This window comes from Brachyspira aalborgi, assembly GCF_008016455.1.
Lineage (GTDB): Bacteria > Spirochaetota > Brachyspiria > Brachyspirales > Brachyspiraceae > Brachyspira > Brachyspira aalborgi.
The window spans coordinates 1,558,290-1,574,690 of record NZ_SAXU01000001.1 but is presented as its reverse complement, the minus strand read 5'-3'; the positions used below and the strand labels follow the sequence as shown (position 1 = coordinate 1,574,690).

Annotated in this window: 16 protein-coding genes and 1 pseudogene; 7 read left to right on the top strand and 10 right to left on the bottom strand. The window is 27.0% G+C overall.

The window, feature by feature from the left end:
• Positions 1-596 precede the first annotated feature (596 nt).
• From EPJ79_RS07045 to EPJ79_RS07035, 3 genes are read right to left on the bottom strand one after another with little or no spacing between them, the layout of a single operon-like run.
• Positions 597-1,595, bottom strand: coding sequence for a helix-turn-helix transcriptional regulator (locus EPJ79_RS07045; protein ID WP_147738957.1), 999 nt, complete (start codon positions 1,593-1,595; stop codon positions 597-599).
• Between the two features lie 51 nt (positions 1,596-1,646).
• A complete protein-coding gene (locus EPJ79_RS07040; RefSeq protein WP_147717946.1) occupies positions 1,647-2,135 on the bottom strand; it encodes a hypothetical protein in 489 nt (162 codons plus the stop codon).
• Entirely contained in the window at positions 2,135-2,785 is a 651-nt protein-coding gene (locus tag EPJ79_RS07035; RefSeq protein WP_021958839.1) for a hypothetical protein, read from the bottom strand. Before EPJ79_RS07035 ends, EPJ79_RS07040 begins: the two co-directional genes overlap by 1 nt.
• Before the next feature lie 126 nt (positions 2,786-2,911).
• On the opposite strand from EPJ79_RS07035, the gene EPJ79_RS07030 reads away from it, so the two are divergent.
• From EPJ79_RS07030 to waaF, 3 genes are read left to right on the top strand one after another with little or no spacing between them, the layout of a single operon-like run.
• Positions 2,912-3,592: an ATP-binding protein gene (locus tag EPJ79_RS07030; protein ID WP_147546161.1), complete on the top strand. Its 681-nt coding sequence runs from the start codon at positions 2,912-2,914 to the stop codon at positions 3,590-3,592.
• Between the two features lie 11 nt (positions 3,593-3,603).
• On the top strand, positions 3,604-4,383 hold the full coding sequence (locus EPJ79_RS07025) for a hypothetical protein (protein ID WP_147738956.1): 780 nt from the start codon (positions 3,604-3,606) through the stop codon (positions 4,381-4,383).
• Positions 4,384-4,388: 5 nt separating this feature from the next.
• A complete protein-coding gene (gene waaF / locus EPJ79_RS07020) occupies positions 4,389-5,366 on the top strand; it encodes a lipopolysaccharide heptosyltransferase II (RefSeq protein ID WP_147738955.1) in 978 nt (325 codons plus the stop codon).
• Positions 5,367-5,580: 214 nt separating this feature from the next.
• Here the strand turns inward: waaF and lysS are convergent, their stop codons facing one another.
• The gene (lysS, locus tag EPJ79_RS07015; protein ID WP_147738954.1) at positions 5,581-7,086 is read right to left on the bottom strand and encodes a lysine--tRNA ligase; all 1,506 of its coding nucleotides are present in this window, start codon (positions 7,084-7,086) and stop codon (positions 5,581-5,583) included.
• 397 nt (positions 7,087-7,483) lie between these two features.
• On the opposite strand from lysS, the gene pyrB reads away from it, so the two are divergent.
• Positions 7,484-8,560 carry an aspartate carbamoyltransferase gene (pyrB, locus tag EPJ79_RS07010; protein WP_147738953.1) on the top strand — a complete coding sequence of 359 codons (1,077 nt, stop codon included), beginning with the start codon at positions 7,484-7,486 and terminating at the stop codon, positions 8,558-8,560.
• Between the two features lie 3 nt (positions 8,561-8,563).
• Complete coding sequence (locus EPJ79_RS07005; RefSeq protein ID WP_147738952.1) at positions 8,564-9,784, top strand: dihydroorotase; 1,221 nt, start codon at positions 8,564-8,566, stop codon at positions 9,782-9,784.
• Positions 9,785-9,854: 70 nt separating this feature from the next.
• On the opposite strand, the pseudogene EPJ79_RS07000 reads toward EPJ79_RS07005, so the two are convergent.
• Positions 9,855-10,037, bottom strand: a pseudogene (locus EPJ79_RS07000) (FkbM family methyltransferase); the annotation flags it as partial.
• Between the two features lie 41 nt (positions 10,038-10,078).
• Between EPJ79_RS07000 and EPJ79_RS06995 the strand changes: the two are divergent.
• A complete protein-coding gene (locus EPJ79_RS06995) occupies positions 10,079-10,591 on the top strand; it encodes a hypothetical protein (protein ID WP_147738951.1) in 513 nt (170 codons plus the stop codon).
• Positions 10,584-10,811, top strand: coding sequence for a Txe/YoeB family addiction module toxin (locus tag EPJ79_RS06990; protein WP_244289086.1), 228 nt, complete (start codon positions 10,584-10,586; stop codon positions 10,809-10,811). The genes EPJ79_RS06995 and EPJ79_RS06990 overlap by 8 nt, the downstream gene beginning before the upstream one ends.
• A 58-nt stretch (positions 10,812-10,869) precedes the next feature.
• Here EPJ79_RS06990 and EPJ79_RS06985 read toward each other — a convergent pair whose 3' ends face one another.
• From EPJ79_RS06985 to EPJ79_RS06965, 5 genes are all read right to left on the bottom strand, one after another.
• Positions 10,870-11,382: a Gx transporter family protein gene (locus tag EPJ79_RS06985; RefSeq protein WP_147738950.1), complete on the bottom strand. Its 513-nt coding sequence runs from the start codon at positions 11,380-11,382 to the stop codon at positions 10,870-10,872.
• Positions 11,383-11,414: 32 nt separating this feature from the next.
• The gene (locus EPJ79_RS06980; RefSeq protein WP_244289085.1) at positions 11,415-11,783 is read right to left on the bottom strand and encodes a NusG domain II-containing protein; all 369 of its coding nucleotides are present in this window, start codon (positions 11,781-11,783) and stop codon (positions 11,415-11,417) included.
• 18 nt (positions 11,784-11,801) lie between these two features.
• Entirely contained in the window at positions 11,802-12,800 is a 999-nt protein-coding gene (locus EPJ79_RS06975; RefSeq protein ID WP_244289084.1) for a CdaR family protein, read from the bottom strand.
• Between the two features lie 15 nt (positions 12,801-12,815).
• Complete coding sequence (cdaA, locus tag EPJ79_RS06970) at positions 12,816-13,595, bottom strand: diadenylate cyclase CdaA (RefSeq protein WP_147738949.1); 780 nt, start codon at positions 13,593-13,595, stop codon at positions 12,816-12,818.
• A 79-nt stretch (positions 13,596-13,674) separates the two neighbouring features.
• On the bottom strand, positions 13,675-16,272 hold the full coding sequence (locus EPJ79_RS06965; RefSeq protein WP_147738948.1) for an ABC transporter substrate-binding protein: 2,598 nt from the start codon (positions 16,270-16,272) through the stop codon (positions 13,675-13,677).
• Between the last annotated feature and the right edge of the window lie 129 nt (positions 16,273-16,401).

Here is a 16,401-nt window from a genome sequence, read left to right as displayed (position 1 = left end):
GATAAATTCGATACTTGAGTAGGTTTCTTACAAGAAGTAAATCCTGCAATAAAAAAAACTGCTATTAATATAATAATAGCTATGCGTTGAGTTGAGTTGAGTTGAGTTGAGTTGTTTGTAGCGTTTCATAAACTACTCCTTAAATATAAATTATAGGATTTTAAACCCTACATACTTAAGATAAGAAATTTTTTAAAATAGTCAAGAACTTTTTTTTAATTTTTTTCCTAATTTTTATTAAGATTTTTTTATAATATTTTTAGTATATTTTATAGTATTTTTCATAAAAAAGTAAAATTTTAACCCAAAAAATTACATTTTTTATACATTTCATACATTTTAGAATATTTAATAATTTTATTTATAATCAAAATATATTTAATTAAAAAAATTTAATCATTAAATCGTCATTGCAAGCATTAGCGAAGCAATACAGATTGTAAGAAAGTTAATTTTAAAAATTTAATTTATTTAATTAAATGAATTTTATTAAAAGTAGATTGCTCGCCAAAGGCGGACTTTAGTCTCATAGTAGCTTTGTAATGACGATTGAGTAAGTCGCTATGACAATACTATTATGAAATAAAAAATTTAAATTAAATATTTTTATACATAATCTCTATATTCTTTTTCCATTCGCAAACTAATTCGTCTGGCTCTAAAGGAATTGCATTGCAACCTTGTGATAAAACAAATCTTAAAACCTCGTAAATTTGTCCGCTTGAAAAAGTTATTATAATAGAACCGTCTTCTCTTTTTTCGATTACCTGGTCGTTTGAAAATTTACGCTCTGAAACATATACTACAGACTCGTTAAAAAATCTTATTTTGCATTTCTTTATATCTTTGTTTATAAATACTCCGAAAGAATCATAATCTTCGTTCGTATATTTAAAATTTTTAGGAGGCTTAAAAGTTTCATCTGTAAGTTTAATAGAGGTTATTCTATGAAGACAATATAAACTAATCGCATTCTGCCTTTTTGAATATCCTGCAAAATACCAAATTCCAGCTTTTGAAACGATTTGATAAGGAGCGATATAATAACCATGTCCTTCGCTTTTTCGCCAAGCGCCTTTATAAGAAAATTCTATATAACGATTTTCTTTTATAGCTTTAATTAAAATATTCCAAATCTTTTCGGAAAAATCGGGAGAATATTCTTCGATAAAAATTATTCTTTTTTCAAAACTATTTTTATCTATCCTTATTACTATATTATTAAAATAATCAAAAATATTTTTTACATGTCTATATATAGGAGTTCCCTTATATTGAGAAAGCAGTTTCATAGCGACATAACCTGAAAAAACTTCTTCTTCGTTTATAAACAAAAGAGGAAGCCTAAAAATTTTATCCAAATAAAAATAACCTTTCTTTGTTTTGTCGTATTCAATCGGAGCTTGAAGCATATTCCTCATATAATCTATATCTCTTTTTATTGTTATTAAACTCACGCCGCCGTATTTCTTTGCAAGAAAAGGAGCGGAAGGATAATCGCCTTTTGCAATTTCTTTATCTATAAAAAGCATTCTTGCAAACGGAAGATTTCTTGAGGCTTTTGATGATTTTTTATTTTTCTTTTTATTTTTCATTATTTTTTAGCGCCTTTGTATAAATTATTATTTAACAATAATTCAAAAAAATTAACGACTTATAACCCATTTGCCGTCTTCATATTCCATAATAAAAGTTTGTCTCGCTTTAGAATGAGAATCATTAACTCTATCATACACAGAAGAATCAACTTCTATATAAACTTTTTTCCCTTCCAATTTCACAGAATAAACTTTATCTATTGTAGTTTCAAATTCAAAATCTAAAGAAGGTTCGGATAAAACATAATCGTCCGCATTTTTAATATTTCTAGATTTATTAAGAATCTCTTTATATGCAGAAGAATAAAATTTTTCATAGGCTTTCCATACTCCTTCGGCGCTATAAGGCAAAGATAAAAATTCTTTCAAAGAATTAACAGCCAATTCTTTTATAACATTTTCATCATATTTTTTTATTTCCATATTATCTTTATTGCTTAAAATTATTTCGACTTTATTATTAGAATTATCTTTATTTTTAGAATTAGAACATGATAATATTAAAATAAAAAATATTATAAATAAAAATTTATGCATTATAATCCTTCCAATATGTCTTTTCTTTCGTTTTGAGTCGGAGCGGATTCTTTTTCTTTTATTCTCGTATCTGAAGTCGTAGTTATATTATTCATATTGATATATTTTACTATACTAGGTCTTTCAAGTATCATTCGCATATTTCCATTTTGCCAAGCCACAGTGTTTGCATCTAAAAAAGCTCCTTTGCTATATTTAGAGTTTAAAGCCGAAAGAAGCTCTAAAAAATCTACTTGATTTGGCTGAAAATGTATAGTTATAGAATAAAGAGAATCGTTCTTAAAAATAAAATAACCGCTTTTATAAAATTTATTTTCTTCCAAAGCTAAAAAAGTCGCGCTTTCTTCAGCGGCTATATCTACCGAACCCGTCATATATTTTTTTGGCAGTATCATCGTATTATCGCTTAATATGGCGTTTATAACATCGTCTCTCGTAGAACCTAATTGAATATCTTTAAATCCCGTAATTGCCGTTTGAGTTATAGCTGGTTTTCTTCCCATAATCGCATCGTTTGTAATAGAAGAATTTTCTCCCGCGTTTGTATTTGCTGCAGTTTGATTAGGATTATATGCATCATTGGTTGCATAATTTTGAGAAAATAAAGAATAAGCAAATAAAAACATAAAAATAAATATATATTTTTTCATAATATTATATTCCTAAATAAAATTCTATATAGTATAATATCGACTATATTTTTATTTTCAAGTATAAAATTATTTTTTTAATAAATAGAATTTGAAAATATTTTAAAATATATTATTATTATAAGTATGAAAAGTAAAAGAATTACTATAATATGCGGACATTACGGTTCGGGGAAAACCACATTTTCCATAAATTATGCTCTTTATTTGAGAAATCAAACGAGTAAAGATATTTATATTGCAGATTTGGATGTTGTAAATCCTTATTTTCGTTCAAGAGAACATTTTGATTATTTGAAAGATAAAAATATAAAAGTTATTGGAAGTTATTTGCCTCAATCGGGAGCGGATTTGCCCGCGGTTTCTGCAGAAGTATATACTCTATTTGATAACAAAAATATTATAGGAATTGTAGATATGGGCGGAAATTCTGCGGGAAGTTTATCGTTTGCAACTTTTAGAGATAATGTCGATATTGAAGAAACGGATATTATATTTATTCTAAATGCCAATAGAGAAGAGAATTCTACTTTAGAATTTGCTTTAGGACATTTTAATAGTATAGAATCTACATTAGGATTAAAGATTACGGGAATTGTAAATAATACGCATTTAATGAACGATACTACTATTGAAGATATTAATAAAGGAGAATTGATATCAAGCGAATTATCGAAAGAAAAAAATATTCCCGTAAAATTCACATGCGTAAATATGGATTTTTTCGATAATAATCCTAATATTAAAACTAAATACGATTTATTTTTAATAGGTTATGATATAAAAACTGTGACAAATATTATATAATAGTTTTGAATATGGACTATAAAATAAAAAAGTTATATGAGATAGCGCCCATGTTATCGCCAAGCATATACGAAACGATATTTTATAATCAATATCAAGGAAGAGCGGATAAAGAATCTCTTATTTTAGACAACGAAGTTTTTGAAAAATATTATATAGACGAAAATATATACAGAAATTTTTTATTTGCAAATTCCGAAAAATTAGGAAAAGCTCTTAATTATATAGGCTTAAATCAAATGCATAGTTCGATAATAAAAAGTATAGAATTAAAAGAAAATAAATTAAAAATAAAATTATTAGATGTCGGAATAGACAATTTGGCAAATACTTTAATAGAATTAAAATCGCTTAAAGATATAAAGCTAGAACCTTTCTATATAGATATATTATTTGAAAAAGTCGATTATTGCTCGAATCATTATTTGGATAAAGACGAAATATTAATTCCAATTGAAGAAGATATTATAAACGGAATTTACACTCAAGACCAAATAACTTATATAAGCCCAAACGAAATAGAGTTGGTTATTTCTATGGAAACGGAAAAAGCAAAATCTCAAAATGATAATAATAAATTAAGATACTATATGTTAAAATGCGGAAGTATAAATATAATTGACGAAGCGAAAGAAATTTGGACAAAATTATTTGGCGATACAAATTTTAATATGTTATACGATTATTATATTAATTTGAGAAAATCAAATAAAATAATTTTAGACGAACGCGTTTGCATGAATATAATACAAAAATATAAGCAATTTATATTGGACTTGGACTTTTTTTAAAACTAATGAACAAAATAAAAAATCTACTCATACATTCTCCAACTTGGCTCGGCGATATTGTAATGTCTATGCCCGCGATTTATTTGATTAAAGAAAGATACAAAGATATTAAAATTACCGTTATGACAAAAAAATCAATGTTTGGAATATTTGAAGTAAGCGATTTTGTTGACGATATTATAGAATTAAAAAATTTTCCAAGTTTAAGAAAATATAATTTCGACACTGCAATTTTATTTCCAAATTCTTTTGAAAGCGCTTTTAGAATTTTTGGGCATGGAATAAAAAGAAGAATCGGATATAAAGCCGATTACAGAAACTTTTTACTTACTGACGCTATTGATAGAGAGGAAGTTCGTTGGATTCACACTGCCGATTATTATATAAATTTGCTTAAAGCGATTGATATAAACGATTCTCGTCCTAAAATTAAATTAAAAATTAAAGAAGAAATTCTAATTAAAGCGAAAGAATATTTGAAAGAATTTAATCCCGAAAATAAAAAAATATTTGCTTACGGAATCGGCGCTACAAACAGTTATGGTAAAATTTGGAAAGAAGAATATTTTGCAGAAACCGCAAATTATCTCTCAAAAAAATATAACGCCTTAACTTTATTCATAACGACTCCCGCAGAAAAAAAAATACAAGAAAAAATTTCTTCTATGTTAAACGAAAAGCCAATAATTCCATATTTCAATTTAGATATGATAGCCGCAATTTTAAGTTTATGTTCGGGATTTATCGGAAACGATTCGGGTGCAATGCATGTCGCTTCGATTGTAGGAATTCCGACTCTCGCTTTATATTTTGCAACACCTTCTTATCAAAATTCGCCAATTGGAATAAATAGCCATTTAATAGAAAAAAAAATAGAATGCGCTTTTTGCGGAGGCAGAAAATGTAAAATTGAAACTTTTGAATGCAGAGAAGTTATAAAGCCCGAAGAGGTTATAAATAAATTTGAAAGTATAATTAATTAGAAAAAAATGTATTATAATTATCTTTATAAAATAAACTTAAAAATTATATGATTTATTTGTCAATTATTTGCAAGAAACTAAAACAAGATTTATAAATAATTAATTTAAAATATATCGAATTTAAATTTGCGTAAATATTAATTTTGTTTAAAGAATTTCAAGCTTCGTTTTAAATATATTATTTTTTATAAATTTAAATATTAAATAAAAATAATTATTCTAATTTTCTCATTTGCGGAAATAATATAGTGTCCCTTATGCTCGGAACATTCAAAAATAATATAGCCATTCTGTCTATTCCAATTCCAAGTCCGCCTGTCGGAGGAAGTCCGTATTCTAAAGCGTTAATAAAATCGTAATCCATATCCATAGTTTCATCTTCGCCTCTCTCTTTCGCCTTTACCTGCGCTTCAAATCTTTCTTTTTGGTCTATCGGGTCGTTAAGTTCGCTGAAACCGTTTGACATTTCCATTCCGCCAATAAATAATTCGTATCTTTCCGTTATATCGGGATTATCGGGATAAGATTTTGACAAAGGCGAAACCGCTTTAGGATAATTTATTACAAAAGTCGGTTGAATTAATTTTTCTTCCACTTTTTCCTCGAATACATTAACCATAATCTCCCATTTTGAAGGTTTTGATTTGCTTGTGTCAATCTCTATTCCTATAGATTTTGCTTTTTCCAAAGCTTCATCATTTGAAGAAATTTTTTCAAAGTCTAATCCTGCATATTTTTTTACAAGTTCAATCATTGGAATTCTTTCAAAAGGAGGTTTAAAATTTATTTCATAATTTTTATACTTTGAAACATAACTTCCGTTTAATTTCAAACAAACTTTAGAAAATATATCTTCTACTAATTCCATAACTTTATTAAAATCGGCAAAAGACATATATGCTTCCATCATAGTAAATTCTGGATTATGTCTTGTAGAAATTCCTTCGTTTCTAAAATTTCTGTTAAGCTCAAATACTCTATCAAATCCGCCGACAATCAATCTTTTTAAGTAAAGTTCTGGAGCAATTCTTAAATAAAGCGTCATATCCAAAGTATTATGATGAGTTATAAAAGGTTTTGCTTTAGCTCCGCCGATTAAAGGATGCATCATTGGAGTTTCAACTTCTAAAAAATTATGCTCAATCATTATCTCTCTTATCGCGGAAATCATTTTTGAACGCTTAATAAAAACTTCTTTAACTTCATCGTTCATTATCAAATCGACATATCTTTGTCTGTAGCGAAGTTCCATGTCTGTTAAACCATGAAATTTTTCAGGCAAAGGATTAATTGATTTTGTAAGAAGTTTTATTTCGTTTGCGTAAATAGTTATCTCGCCCGTTTTTGTTTTGAATATAGTTCCTTTTATGCCGACTATATCGCCAATATCAATAAGTTTTTTGAATACATTATTATAAAAATCGTCTCCGACTTTATCTCTTTGAATATAAGCTTGAATATTTCCCGTAGAATCTTTAACAGTCAAAAAAGAAGATTTGCCCATTATTCTATAAAGCATTATTCTTCCCGCTATTGAAACTTCTGTTTGATTTTTTTCAAGTTCGTCAAATTTTTCTATTATATCTTTTGATTTATAAGTAACTTCATAACTATTTGGAAAAGGATTTATTCCCATATTCCTTAATATATTTATTTTTTCTTTTCTATTCTCTTTTTCTAAATTAGGATTTTGAGAGATTTGTTGATTATTTTCTGACATTTCAAAATATCCTTTATTAAATTTAATTTATAAATAATATATTAATTTTCAAAAAAACTCTATATTAAAAATATATTATCAATAAATATTTTATTAAATCTGTATTAAAATACAATATTTATTTATATTATGATTTATTTAAATTTTTTATAATTTAGCGCTTGATTTTTTTAAGTATTATTATATAATTAATTCAATTTATATTAAAAATGGAATAAAAATGAATAATGTATTTTTAACATATAAAGATATTTTTTATTTGTTTAGTCTTGAGAATTTAGAATTCTTGAAGGGAATGCAAACGATTATTAATTGTTTTCATTCCCTTTTTTTATGTCTAAACTCTCAAAATTTCATTTTTTAAAATTATTTTTTAATAAAACATAAGGAGACAAAAATGAAGAATTTTATAGGCATAAAAGAAATGTCTAAAGAAGATATTATCGAGGTTTTAGATATCGCTAAAAAATTAGATAATATGCCAACGGCTGAAAGAGAAAGATTATTAAGTAATAAAATAGTAACAAGCATATTTTTCGAGCCTTCAACGAGGACGAGATTATCTTTTACATCCGCAGCTTATAAACTTGGTTGTCATGTATTAGGTTTCGATAATCCAAATATGAGTTCTGTCGTAAAAGGGGAGTCGTTAAGAGATACGATTATTATGGTTTCGGCTTATTCGGATGTAATAGTTATGAGGCATTATATAGACGGGGCCGCTAAATTTGCAGAAGAGATAACGGATATTCCTATAATAAATGCAGGCGATGGTTCAAACGAGCATCCGAGTCAAACTTTACTTGATTTATATACAATAAGAGAAGAGATTGGAAGCCTTGAAAATAAAAAAATAGCTTTTGTAGGAGATTTGAAATATGGTAGAACGGTTCATTCTCTTGCTAAAGCATTAAAAATGTTTAATGGCGAGTTTTACTTCATAGCCCCAGACTCTATACAAATACCTGATTATATATTAAAAGAATTAGATATATCTAAAATTAAATATCATATTCATAATGATTATAAAGATATTCTAAAAGAAATTGATTGTTTATATATGACAAGAATACAGAGAGAAAGATTTGAAGATATAGAAGAATACGAAAAAGTAAAAAATGTTTTTAGTATTTCAAAAAAAGATATTGAAGGAAAATGTAAAGAGGATATGATAATAATGCATCCGCTTCCGAGAGTTGATGAAATAAATATTGATTTAGATGAAACGAAATATGCAAAATATTTTAAGCAAGCGAGAAATGGAATTCCTATAAGAATGGCAATGTTATGTCTTGCTACGAGAATTATAAAGTCGTCATTTAATTCAAAAAAAATAGATTATAAGATATTTGAAAATAATAAGGTAGTTTGTCAAAATAAAAAATGTATAACGCATTTTGAAGAAACTAAAAATAAAGTCGCCAAAAGAGATTACGGCGATTTTTGTTATTATTGTAATAGAGAGATAAAATAAATTATGATAATAAAAAACGCTAAAATTATAAATTCTGAAAAACCCGTTTCTATAATTATTGAAAATGAAAAAATAAAAAAAATAGAAACAAATAACGATTTTGAAAATTATAAAGACAATAATATAATTGACGCAAATTATAATTATGTTTTAATGGGAATAATCGACCCGCATACGCATATGCGAGAGCCTGGACTTACTCATAAAGAAGATTTTAATTCGGGAAGCAAAGCGGCGGCAAGAGGAGGAATTACAACTTTTTTAGATATGCCGAATACTATTCCAAATACTATAACAAAAGAAAATCTTATTCAAAAAAAATTAATGATGACTAAAAAATCTTATGTCGATTATGGTTTTCATTTTGGAGGAAGCAAAACTGACAATAGCCAAGATATAGAATCGATTAAAGATAAAGCGGCGTCAACAAAAATATTTTTAAACGCTTCTACGGGAAATATGCTCATAGAAGATAACAAAATTTTAGAAAAATTATTTGAAAGCTCAAAAATCGTATCCGTTCATGCGGAAGATAAAATGGTTGATAAGGCAATTGAAATTGCAAAAAGAACGAAAACGATTTTATATTTATGTCATTTGTCTTTATCAAGCGAAATAGATTCTCTAAAAAAAGCTAAAGATAGCGGAATGAAAATTTACGGCGAAGCGACTTTGCATCATTTATTTTTGAATACTTCCGATATTAATGAAAAAAATAAAACGCTTTTAAGAATGAAACCCGAATTAAAAGAAAAAAGCGATAACGAAGCATTATGGAAAGCTATAAAAGATAAAACTATTGACACGATAGGAACAGACCATGCGCCGCATTTATTAACAGAAAAATTGGAAAAACTTACTTTTGGAATTCCATCGATAGAACATTCTTTAGAATTAATGCTAAAAAAAGTAAAAGATTCTACGATAGATTTTAAATTATTAACAAAAATTATGAGCGAAAATTCTTCAAAAATATTTGGCATAAAGAATAAAGGAATTTTAAAAGAAGGATATGACGCAGATTTTGTAATAATAGATTTAAATGACGAATCAGAAATAATAGAAAAAGAAATAATAACAAAATCCGCTTGGAGTCCGTATATTGGATTTAAAAGAGGCGGAAGAGTTTTAATGACAATTTTGAGAGGAAATATTGTTTATAAAAAAGATAATTCTAAAGATATTTTTTATAGCGGTTTCGGAAAAGAAATTTCTTATTATTAAAAAATTAATGAATATAATCTATTTGCATTACTTTATTATACAAAGTTTAAGCGATTAATTTAATAATTTTTCAATCTTTCGGCTTACAAAAAAGAATAGTTTCCAATCCTGCAGGATGAAAAGTTCTTATATAATATTCGTAATCTTCGTTAATAACATTTTTTATAAATATTGGAATATTGTAAAAATCTTCCATAAAAAGTTTTCCGCCATGATAAATTGCAATCGCTAAAGAGGGTTTGAATTTTTGTAAATTTATTATATAATATAATCATATTATTTGAGGATTTAATTATGAATGTTATAGATTTTAAAATTTATGATAAATATAAAACGGAATTAATATTAGAGTTAAAAAATCGTATCGTAGAATTAAATTCTATAATAGAAAATTTAGATGTTCTAAATAAAGAATTATACGAAGAAAATAAAAAATTAAAAGATTTATTAAAATTTTCAATTTGCAAATATCCTCCTTATATGATAGTAGATATAATAAAAAAAGAAAATAAAATAAATATAAATTCTTCCAAAATAACTAAAATAGCGGAAGAAAATAAATTATTTGACAGCGAATTTTTAGCTTTAAGAATACCAAGAAAAAGAAATTCTAACGAAAAATTTGCATCCACAGTAATATTTTCTATATTAGGAGTAGTGAAAATATTTGATATAATAGAAAATTCCTCTTCAAAAGAATATGATTTTGATTCAAAAAGCGATTTAGATATCTCTATAAGGCAATTAGAAAAAGGCGATATTGTAAAATATTCTATAAAAGAACTCAGAGATATGGAAAATGAATAATTCCAATATTATTTTTACTAGAAAAGCCGAAGAACATTTAATATTTTTTAGAAATAACGATAAAAAAACTTTATCAAAAATTAACGACTTGATAGAAGCTATATTAAAAAATCCTTATGAAGGAATAGGAAAACCAGAAGAATTAAAGCATGAATATAAAGGTTGTTATTCAAGAAGAATAAATAAAAAAGATAGATTAATTTATAAAATAATAATTTAATAATATTATCTTGCAAATTCCATTATAAAGATAAATAATTTTTTTAAATTTAAAATTATCAATCGCTCCTAATCAAAAATATAGTTATAATTCCTACAACGCTCCCCGTTATTAAAGAAACTATAAATACGGGAACTATTAAAAATTTTATATCGGGCAAATGAAATAAATATTTTGATAAAAAAGCCTGCGATAAATTGCTTGTAAGCGCGCCAGCTAAACTTATTCCTAAAAACGAAAAAACATTTTTGAAATTTCTCATAAACTTCATCACAATCGCCGAAACCATTCCTCCGCATAATCCCAAATAAAACGGAGGCGTAAATATATAAGCGAATGCTATTGCAACGGACAAATTTTTTATAAGAATAAGCAAAATCATCTCTCTTAATTTAAAAGAATCCAAAACTATTATTATAATTATAAAAGAAAAACCAATTCTAAAATAAGGAATCGGACGAGGAAACATATTTTCAAGCGCCGCTATAAAAGACGATATAAAAGCAAAAAATATTATATCGTAAATTCTTCTTTTACCTTTATGAAATTTAATATCTTCAAAAAAAGTCATAGTCAAACCGCCAAATTTTTTAATAACTAATTTTACTGAACTATAGAATCTATTTCAATACCGTCTTCAAAATTATTTTCAAATCTTATTATTATTCCGTTTGGCATGCATATCAACGGAGCGTTTTTTAAAATTCCCGCTTTAACGCATAATTTATCGCGACATGGAGATTCTAAAAATCTTACATTATTATTTTTTATCAATATTTTCGATTCGCCCAATAATCCTTCTACAATAATCTCTCTTTCGTTATTCAAATCGAATCTTAAAGATTTATTTGAATATTCTATTATTATTTTTGAGTCGCTATTATTTTCTATAAGTTTTTTAGTGTAAAAAAAAGAAAAAACGATTATAAAAATAAAAATAATTATATCTCCAAATCTTATAAATTTTATCATTTTATTTAACTTTAATTTTTATCTGCTTTCGGTTTCTATATCAAAGAAAGAAGGCTCTATATTTAGTAATTTTGCATAAGTCGGAATATTGACTTCCACCGATATATTTGAATAGATTCCCGCGTTTGTTATATTTTTCAAATTCAAATATAAAGACAAATCGCTTTCGGAAATATTTGTAACAAAATTTTTATTAACTTCCAATACCAATTTTTGCGCTATTAAAGGACTGTCTAATTTTATATTAAAACGACTATCTAAATTATTTATATTAACTACAATATCGTTAAACTCTATTTTTTCCATATCTTTATTAAATATAACATTAATATCTACAAGCGAAGTGTCCGATTTAATATTTTTAGGCATATTTAATTTTAATCTTGTAGAATAATCTAAATATCTATCGGTTAAATCTAAAGGAATAGTATTAATTTTATTTATCGAAGAGATTAAAGTTTTAGGTCCCGATATTATAACATTAGAAGGATTAACTATAATATCGTCAATATTCAAACCTAAAGACGCTGTTCCTATCGTGACTACATTTACAGGAACGGTTTTATATACCAATTCGTCTAAAACTATAGGAATTCTATTCGGAGTTATAATAATATTCATATTCTTATAATCTATCTCTTCCGACAAATTAACTTTATACATATTGCTTCCAAGTTGCGCGTTAGTCAAATCTATATAAGTTGAAAATTCCATCGGATATTCATGCTTGCTATCTCTAAATCCTCTAACCGTTATAGTAATATTTTCGTTTATATTATTTGCTATTAAAAGTTTTGAAGGAACATTTAATATTTGCAATTTTGCAATATAATCTTTAGAAAATTCCTGCTGATATCTAACATATAAAAATAATATAAAAGCCATCGATAAACATAAAAGTTTTATATGGAATCTTTTTGTTATAAGATTGTAAACTTTTTTATAATCAAATTTTTTGATTTTTGATTTTATTTTTATTTTTTTATCTTTCTTAACGCTCATTTTATTTTTAATCATTTCTATTTTTTAATTTTATTTTATTTCTAAAAGCTCTCCAAGTCTTGCATATAATTCGTCTCTATTTAAATCGTATTCCAATATTCCGTTATGAACTATAGAAATACTCTGCGTCTCTTCCGAAACTACCAAAATAACCGCGTCCGTCTGCTCTGAAATTCCAAGCGCCGCTCTATGTCTTGTTCCTAATCTTCTATTTTTTATTTTAGGCTCCATTTCTGTTAATGGCAAATATGCGCTTGCAGCTGCAATTCTATTTTCCATTATTATAGCCGCTCCGTCATGAATCGGATTATTCTTAAAAAATATAGATTCAATAAGTTCAATCGAAATATCGGCGTTTAATCTTATCGCTCTGTCTATCAATGAATGAAGCGAAATATTTCTTTGAAAAACTATTAAAGCTCCATGTCCTTTATAAGACAAATTAAAAGAGGCGCTCAATATTTTTTGAATATTATTTTCGTCATAACCAAAAGATTTTTTGAAGAAAGCTCTTCCTCCAAGTATTCTTAAACCATGCCTTATCTCCGCTTGAAATAAAACTACAATAGCAATAAGTCCGACTTGAAAAAATTTATCAAATATCCAAGATAATGTAGTTAATCCGAATACTCTCGCTATAAGAGTAATGAAAAATAATATTATAAAACCAGCGACTACATTATAGGCTCTTGTATTGTAAACAAATATATACAAAATATAAAATAATATCGTAACTAAAATTATATCGATACCGTAAAAAAGATATTTCCATCCTGAATTTGATATAAAATTATTTATATTATAAAGCATACGATTATTATATCATATATTATGCATAGTTGCAAATTATTATATATAATTCGTCAAAATAAATTTTATTTAAGAAAATCTATCTCAATACAAAACTTCTCGTCTCTATACTTGGGCTTTCATCCGCTATAAAAGATTCAAATACTATAATATATTCTCCCGCAGACAAATTGCTTAAATCTTTTTTAGGAATCGTGAGTTTAAAAACCTCTCCTTCCAAATTAGCGTTATATTCAATTTCGCCGCCTTTTTGTAATTGAAGCAAAACTTTAACTTTAGTATTTGCATCGGGAAGTTCTAAATTATTGTTTGGATAATCATAAGAAGAAACATATATATTAATATTCATATCTTCGTTTTTATTTACTATAGAAGGATATTCTATATCTTCAATTCTGCTCATTTTTGTAGAAAGTTTTTCAATCCAATATTTTGCCGATTCAGAATAATCCTTAAAAGCCGAAAGTTCTATATAATTTGCTTTAGAATCTATTTTCGATATAAAAAACGGTCCGTTAGAAATATAAGCATGTCCGTAATTGTCGATAAAATCTATAGCCGCTTGATATCTCTTTATGGCTTCTTCTTCGTTTATCCATTGTTCTATTCCAACGGGAATATATTTTGAATCTCTCATTTCAATTAATTTTTCTTTTATATCCGAAACGCAGGTTGGATTTTTTACATCAATCGCCGTAAGAGATTGGTCTTGAGAGATTGTATAAACATTTCCAGATTTTGAGCCTTCTAAAACTAATTTCATTATCGCTTCGTTTATTTCAAAAGGAACTACCGTATTTCTGTTTGGATTTCCTATTTTCGGACTAACCGCAACAGTCGCAATTTGTCTGTCAATATCCATAGGAAAATAATAATTTCCGTAAAGAGTAAAACTTCCATCTTCATTTAGCACGCTTCCAACCGCTCCGTCCATCGCAGGAGCATATCTTCCCGCCAAAGCCGAATCGTAATATTTATCGTTGTCGTTAGTTTTTGTTACGACATTTGCTATAAATACGTTTCCATACATTAAATCTACTAAAGAAGATTCTATTCCATGATGCCATTTAAAATATTTTGGTTTAAAATCGCATTTTATATAAGCTTTCAAATTATCGGATTTTTTATATTCTATATTTCCGTCTTTGCTTACAATCGTTAAACCTTCTTCCCATTTTTGAGTATATGGATTAAACATCATAGCATTTTTAGGAACTTCAATAGTGCCTACGGGTATTCCGTTATTTCCCGCAACGACTCCAATCTCTAAAGTATTTGTGTCGGCTTCTCCTAGTCTGAATATATCTTTTGCAGTAGAAGGAGATTCAAAAGTAGCTCCAGAATCGCTGCAAGGACTTATTATTATTCCAGAATACGCATCTGAAAATCCGCCAACGCCTACTGGGTCCCAAGGACTCATAAATAAAGAGCCTTGAGCCGAATGTTGCAATACTCTTAAAATTTTCTCTCCTCTTTTATTTGGTTTTACATCGGCGCTTCTTATAGACCAGTCATTTATTCCGTCTCCGACTCCGTAAAGCATTCTTCCATTAAATCTTTCTTTATTTGCCACAAAAAATTGAGTTTGAGAGTTTAAATATATTCTAACCGCTTCTTGTAATCCAATTTCTTGCAATCGCATATTTCCATCCCAATATTCCTCTGAAGTTAAAAACCATCCGTTTGAATTTTTATCGCTTATTTTTGACGCTTCTTTATTATCGTAATTCCAAAATTCCGCGACATTTCCGCCTGGCATATAATTTCCTTCTCTAACATACATTTGTCTTAAAATAACATCCCACCAAGCTCTCGTTGCTCCCGCTCCCCAAGCTTCTGTTAATATATTCCATTCATAATCTTTAGGGTCGGTTAAATATACCACTTGAGTAGATTTGTTTCTATCGTATAAAAGTTTTTCTACTTTAATTCCCGTCTTTTCTATTAAATCTGCAATCGAATTTCCCGCTGGCAATCTTCCGCTCGGGTCATCAACTCTTATAACAAATTTTATACTCACTATTTCGTTATTATATTTCCACCAACCGTTTTCTTTTTTTAATTTTCCTCTATTTTCGGGCAGATTGGCAGCGGTTTGCATAGCTTTTTCAATATCGTTAATCGCTTTTTCTTCGTTTCCGTTTTCAGTCATTCCCATTCTTAAAGGAATTAAATTATATCTATAAGTTCCAGGTTGTCCTGGAGTCGCTTGAGTAAAGGAAGGCATTCCCGCGCCTTTCAAAATTTCATCAATAAGTTTTTTTCGATTTATTAAAAAATTCATTGCAAATCTTACTTCTCTTATGGCGAGAGGATTAAAATAAGTTTTTCCGTCTTTAGTTATCGTATAAGGAGCTTTATTAGGAAAGGGATTGAATAATAAACTCCAAGTGCCTGAAGGAACTTCATAAGTATCGAGTTTTTCTAAATCTTTTTTCTCTAACGATAAATAAACTCCTCCGTCTATTCCGCTTGCCATTAAATCGGCTTTGCCTTCTGCAACATCTTTAATTGCGATAGTCATATCCGTTCTTATATTAAATATTATTTTATCTATCAAAGCTCCGCCTCTATCCGTTTGAGAAATATTATTTTTATCTTTTGAACAAGTTAAAAATAATATTGCAATTATAAATAAAAATAATAATTTAAAATAATTTAAAAATTTGAATTTCATAATACGCCCTCTTTAGTATAATATTGAATTATTATATATAATAACCTCATATTTAATATATGTCAATTAAATTATTTATTGACAAATATTTTTGTATAATTATACTTTAATTAAATAATAAATTGAGGA

Excerpts from the sequence above, each read along its gene's own strand:
- EPJ79_RS06990 (WP_244289086.1), top strand. The coding sequence starts at position 10,584 with ATGAATAATTCCAATATTATTTTTACTAGAAAAGCCGAAGAACATTTA.
- EPJ79_RS06980 (WP_244289085.1), bottom strand. The coding sequence starts at position 11,783 with ATGATAAAATTTATAAGATTTGGAGATATAATTATTTTTATTTTTATA.
- EPJ79_RS06985 (WP_147738950.1), bottom strand. The coding sequence starts at position 11,382 with ATGACTTTTTTTGAAGATATTAAATTTCATAAAGGTAAAAGAAGAATT.
- waaF (WP_147738955.1), top strand. The coding sequence starts at position 4,389 with ATGAACAAAATAAAAAATCTACTCATACATTCTCCAACTTGGCTCGGC.
- EPJ79_RS07040 (WP_147717946.1), bottom strand. The coding sequence starts at position 2,135 with ATGCATAAATTTTTATTTATAATATTTTTTATTTTAATATTATCATGT.
- EPJ79_RS06975 (WP_244289084.1), bottom strand. The coding sequence starts at position 12,800 with ATGATTAAAAATAAAATGAGCGTTAAGAAAGATAAAAAAATAAAAATA.
- EPJ79_RS07045 (WP_147738957.1), bottom strand. The coding sequence starts at position 1,595 with ATGAAAAATAAAAAGAAAAATAAAAAATCATCAAAAGCCTCAAGAAAT.
- EPJ79_RS06995 (WP_147738951.1), top strand. The coding sequence starts at position 10,079 with ATGAATGTTATAGATTTTAAAATTTATGATAAATATAAAACGGAATTA.
- EPJ79_RS07025 (WP_147738956.1), top strand. The coding sequence starts at position 3,604 with ATGGACTATAAAATAAAAAAGTTATATGAGATAGCGCCCATGTTATCG.
- lysS (WP_147738954.1), bottom strand. The coding sequence starts at position 7,086 with ATGTCAGAAAATAATCAACAAATCTCTCAAAATCCTAATTTAGAAAAA.
- cdaA (WP_147738949.1), bottom strand. The coding sequence starts at position 13,595 with ATGCTTTATAATATAAATAATTTTATATCAAATTCAGGATGGAAATAT.
- pyrB (WP_147738953.1), top strand. The coding sequence starts at position 7,484 with ATGAAGAATTTTATAGGCATAAAAGAAATGTCTAAAGAAGATATTATC.
- EPJ79_RS06965 (WP_147738948.1), bottom strand. The coding sequence starts at position 16,272 with ATGAAATTCAAATTTTTAAATTATTTTAAATTATTATTTTTATTTATA.
- EPJ79_RS07030 (WP_147546161.1), top strand. The coding sequence starts at position 2,912 with ATGAAAAGTAAAAGAATTACTATAATATGCGGACATTACGGTTCGGGG.
- EPJ79_RS07005 (WP_147738952.1), top strand. The coding sequence starts at position 8,564 with ATGATAATAAAAAACGCTAAAATTATAAATTCTGAAAAACCCGTTTCT.
- EPJ79_RS07035 (WP_021958839.1), bottom strand. The coding sequence starts at position 2,785 with ATGAAAAAATATATATTTATTTTTATGTTTTTATTTGCTTATTCTTTA.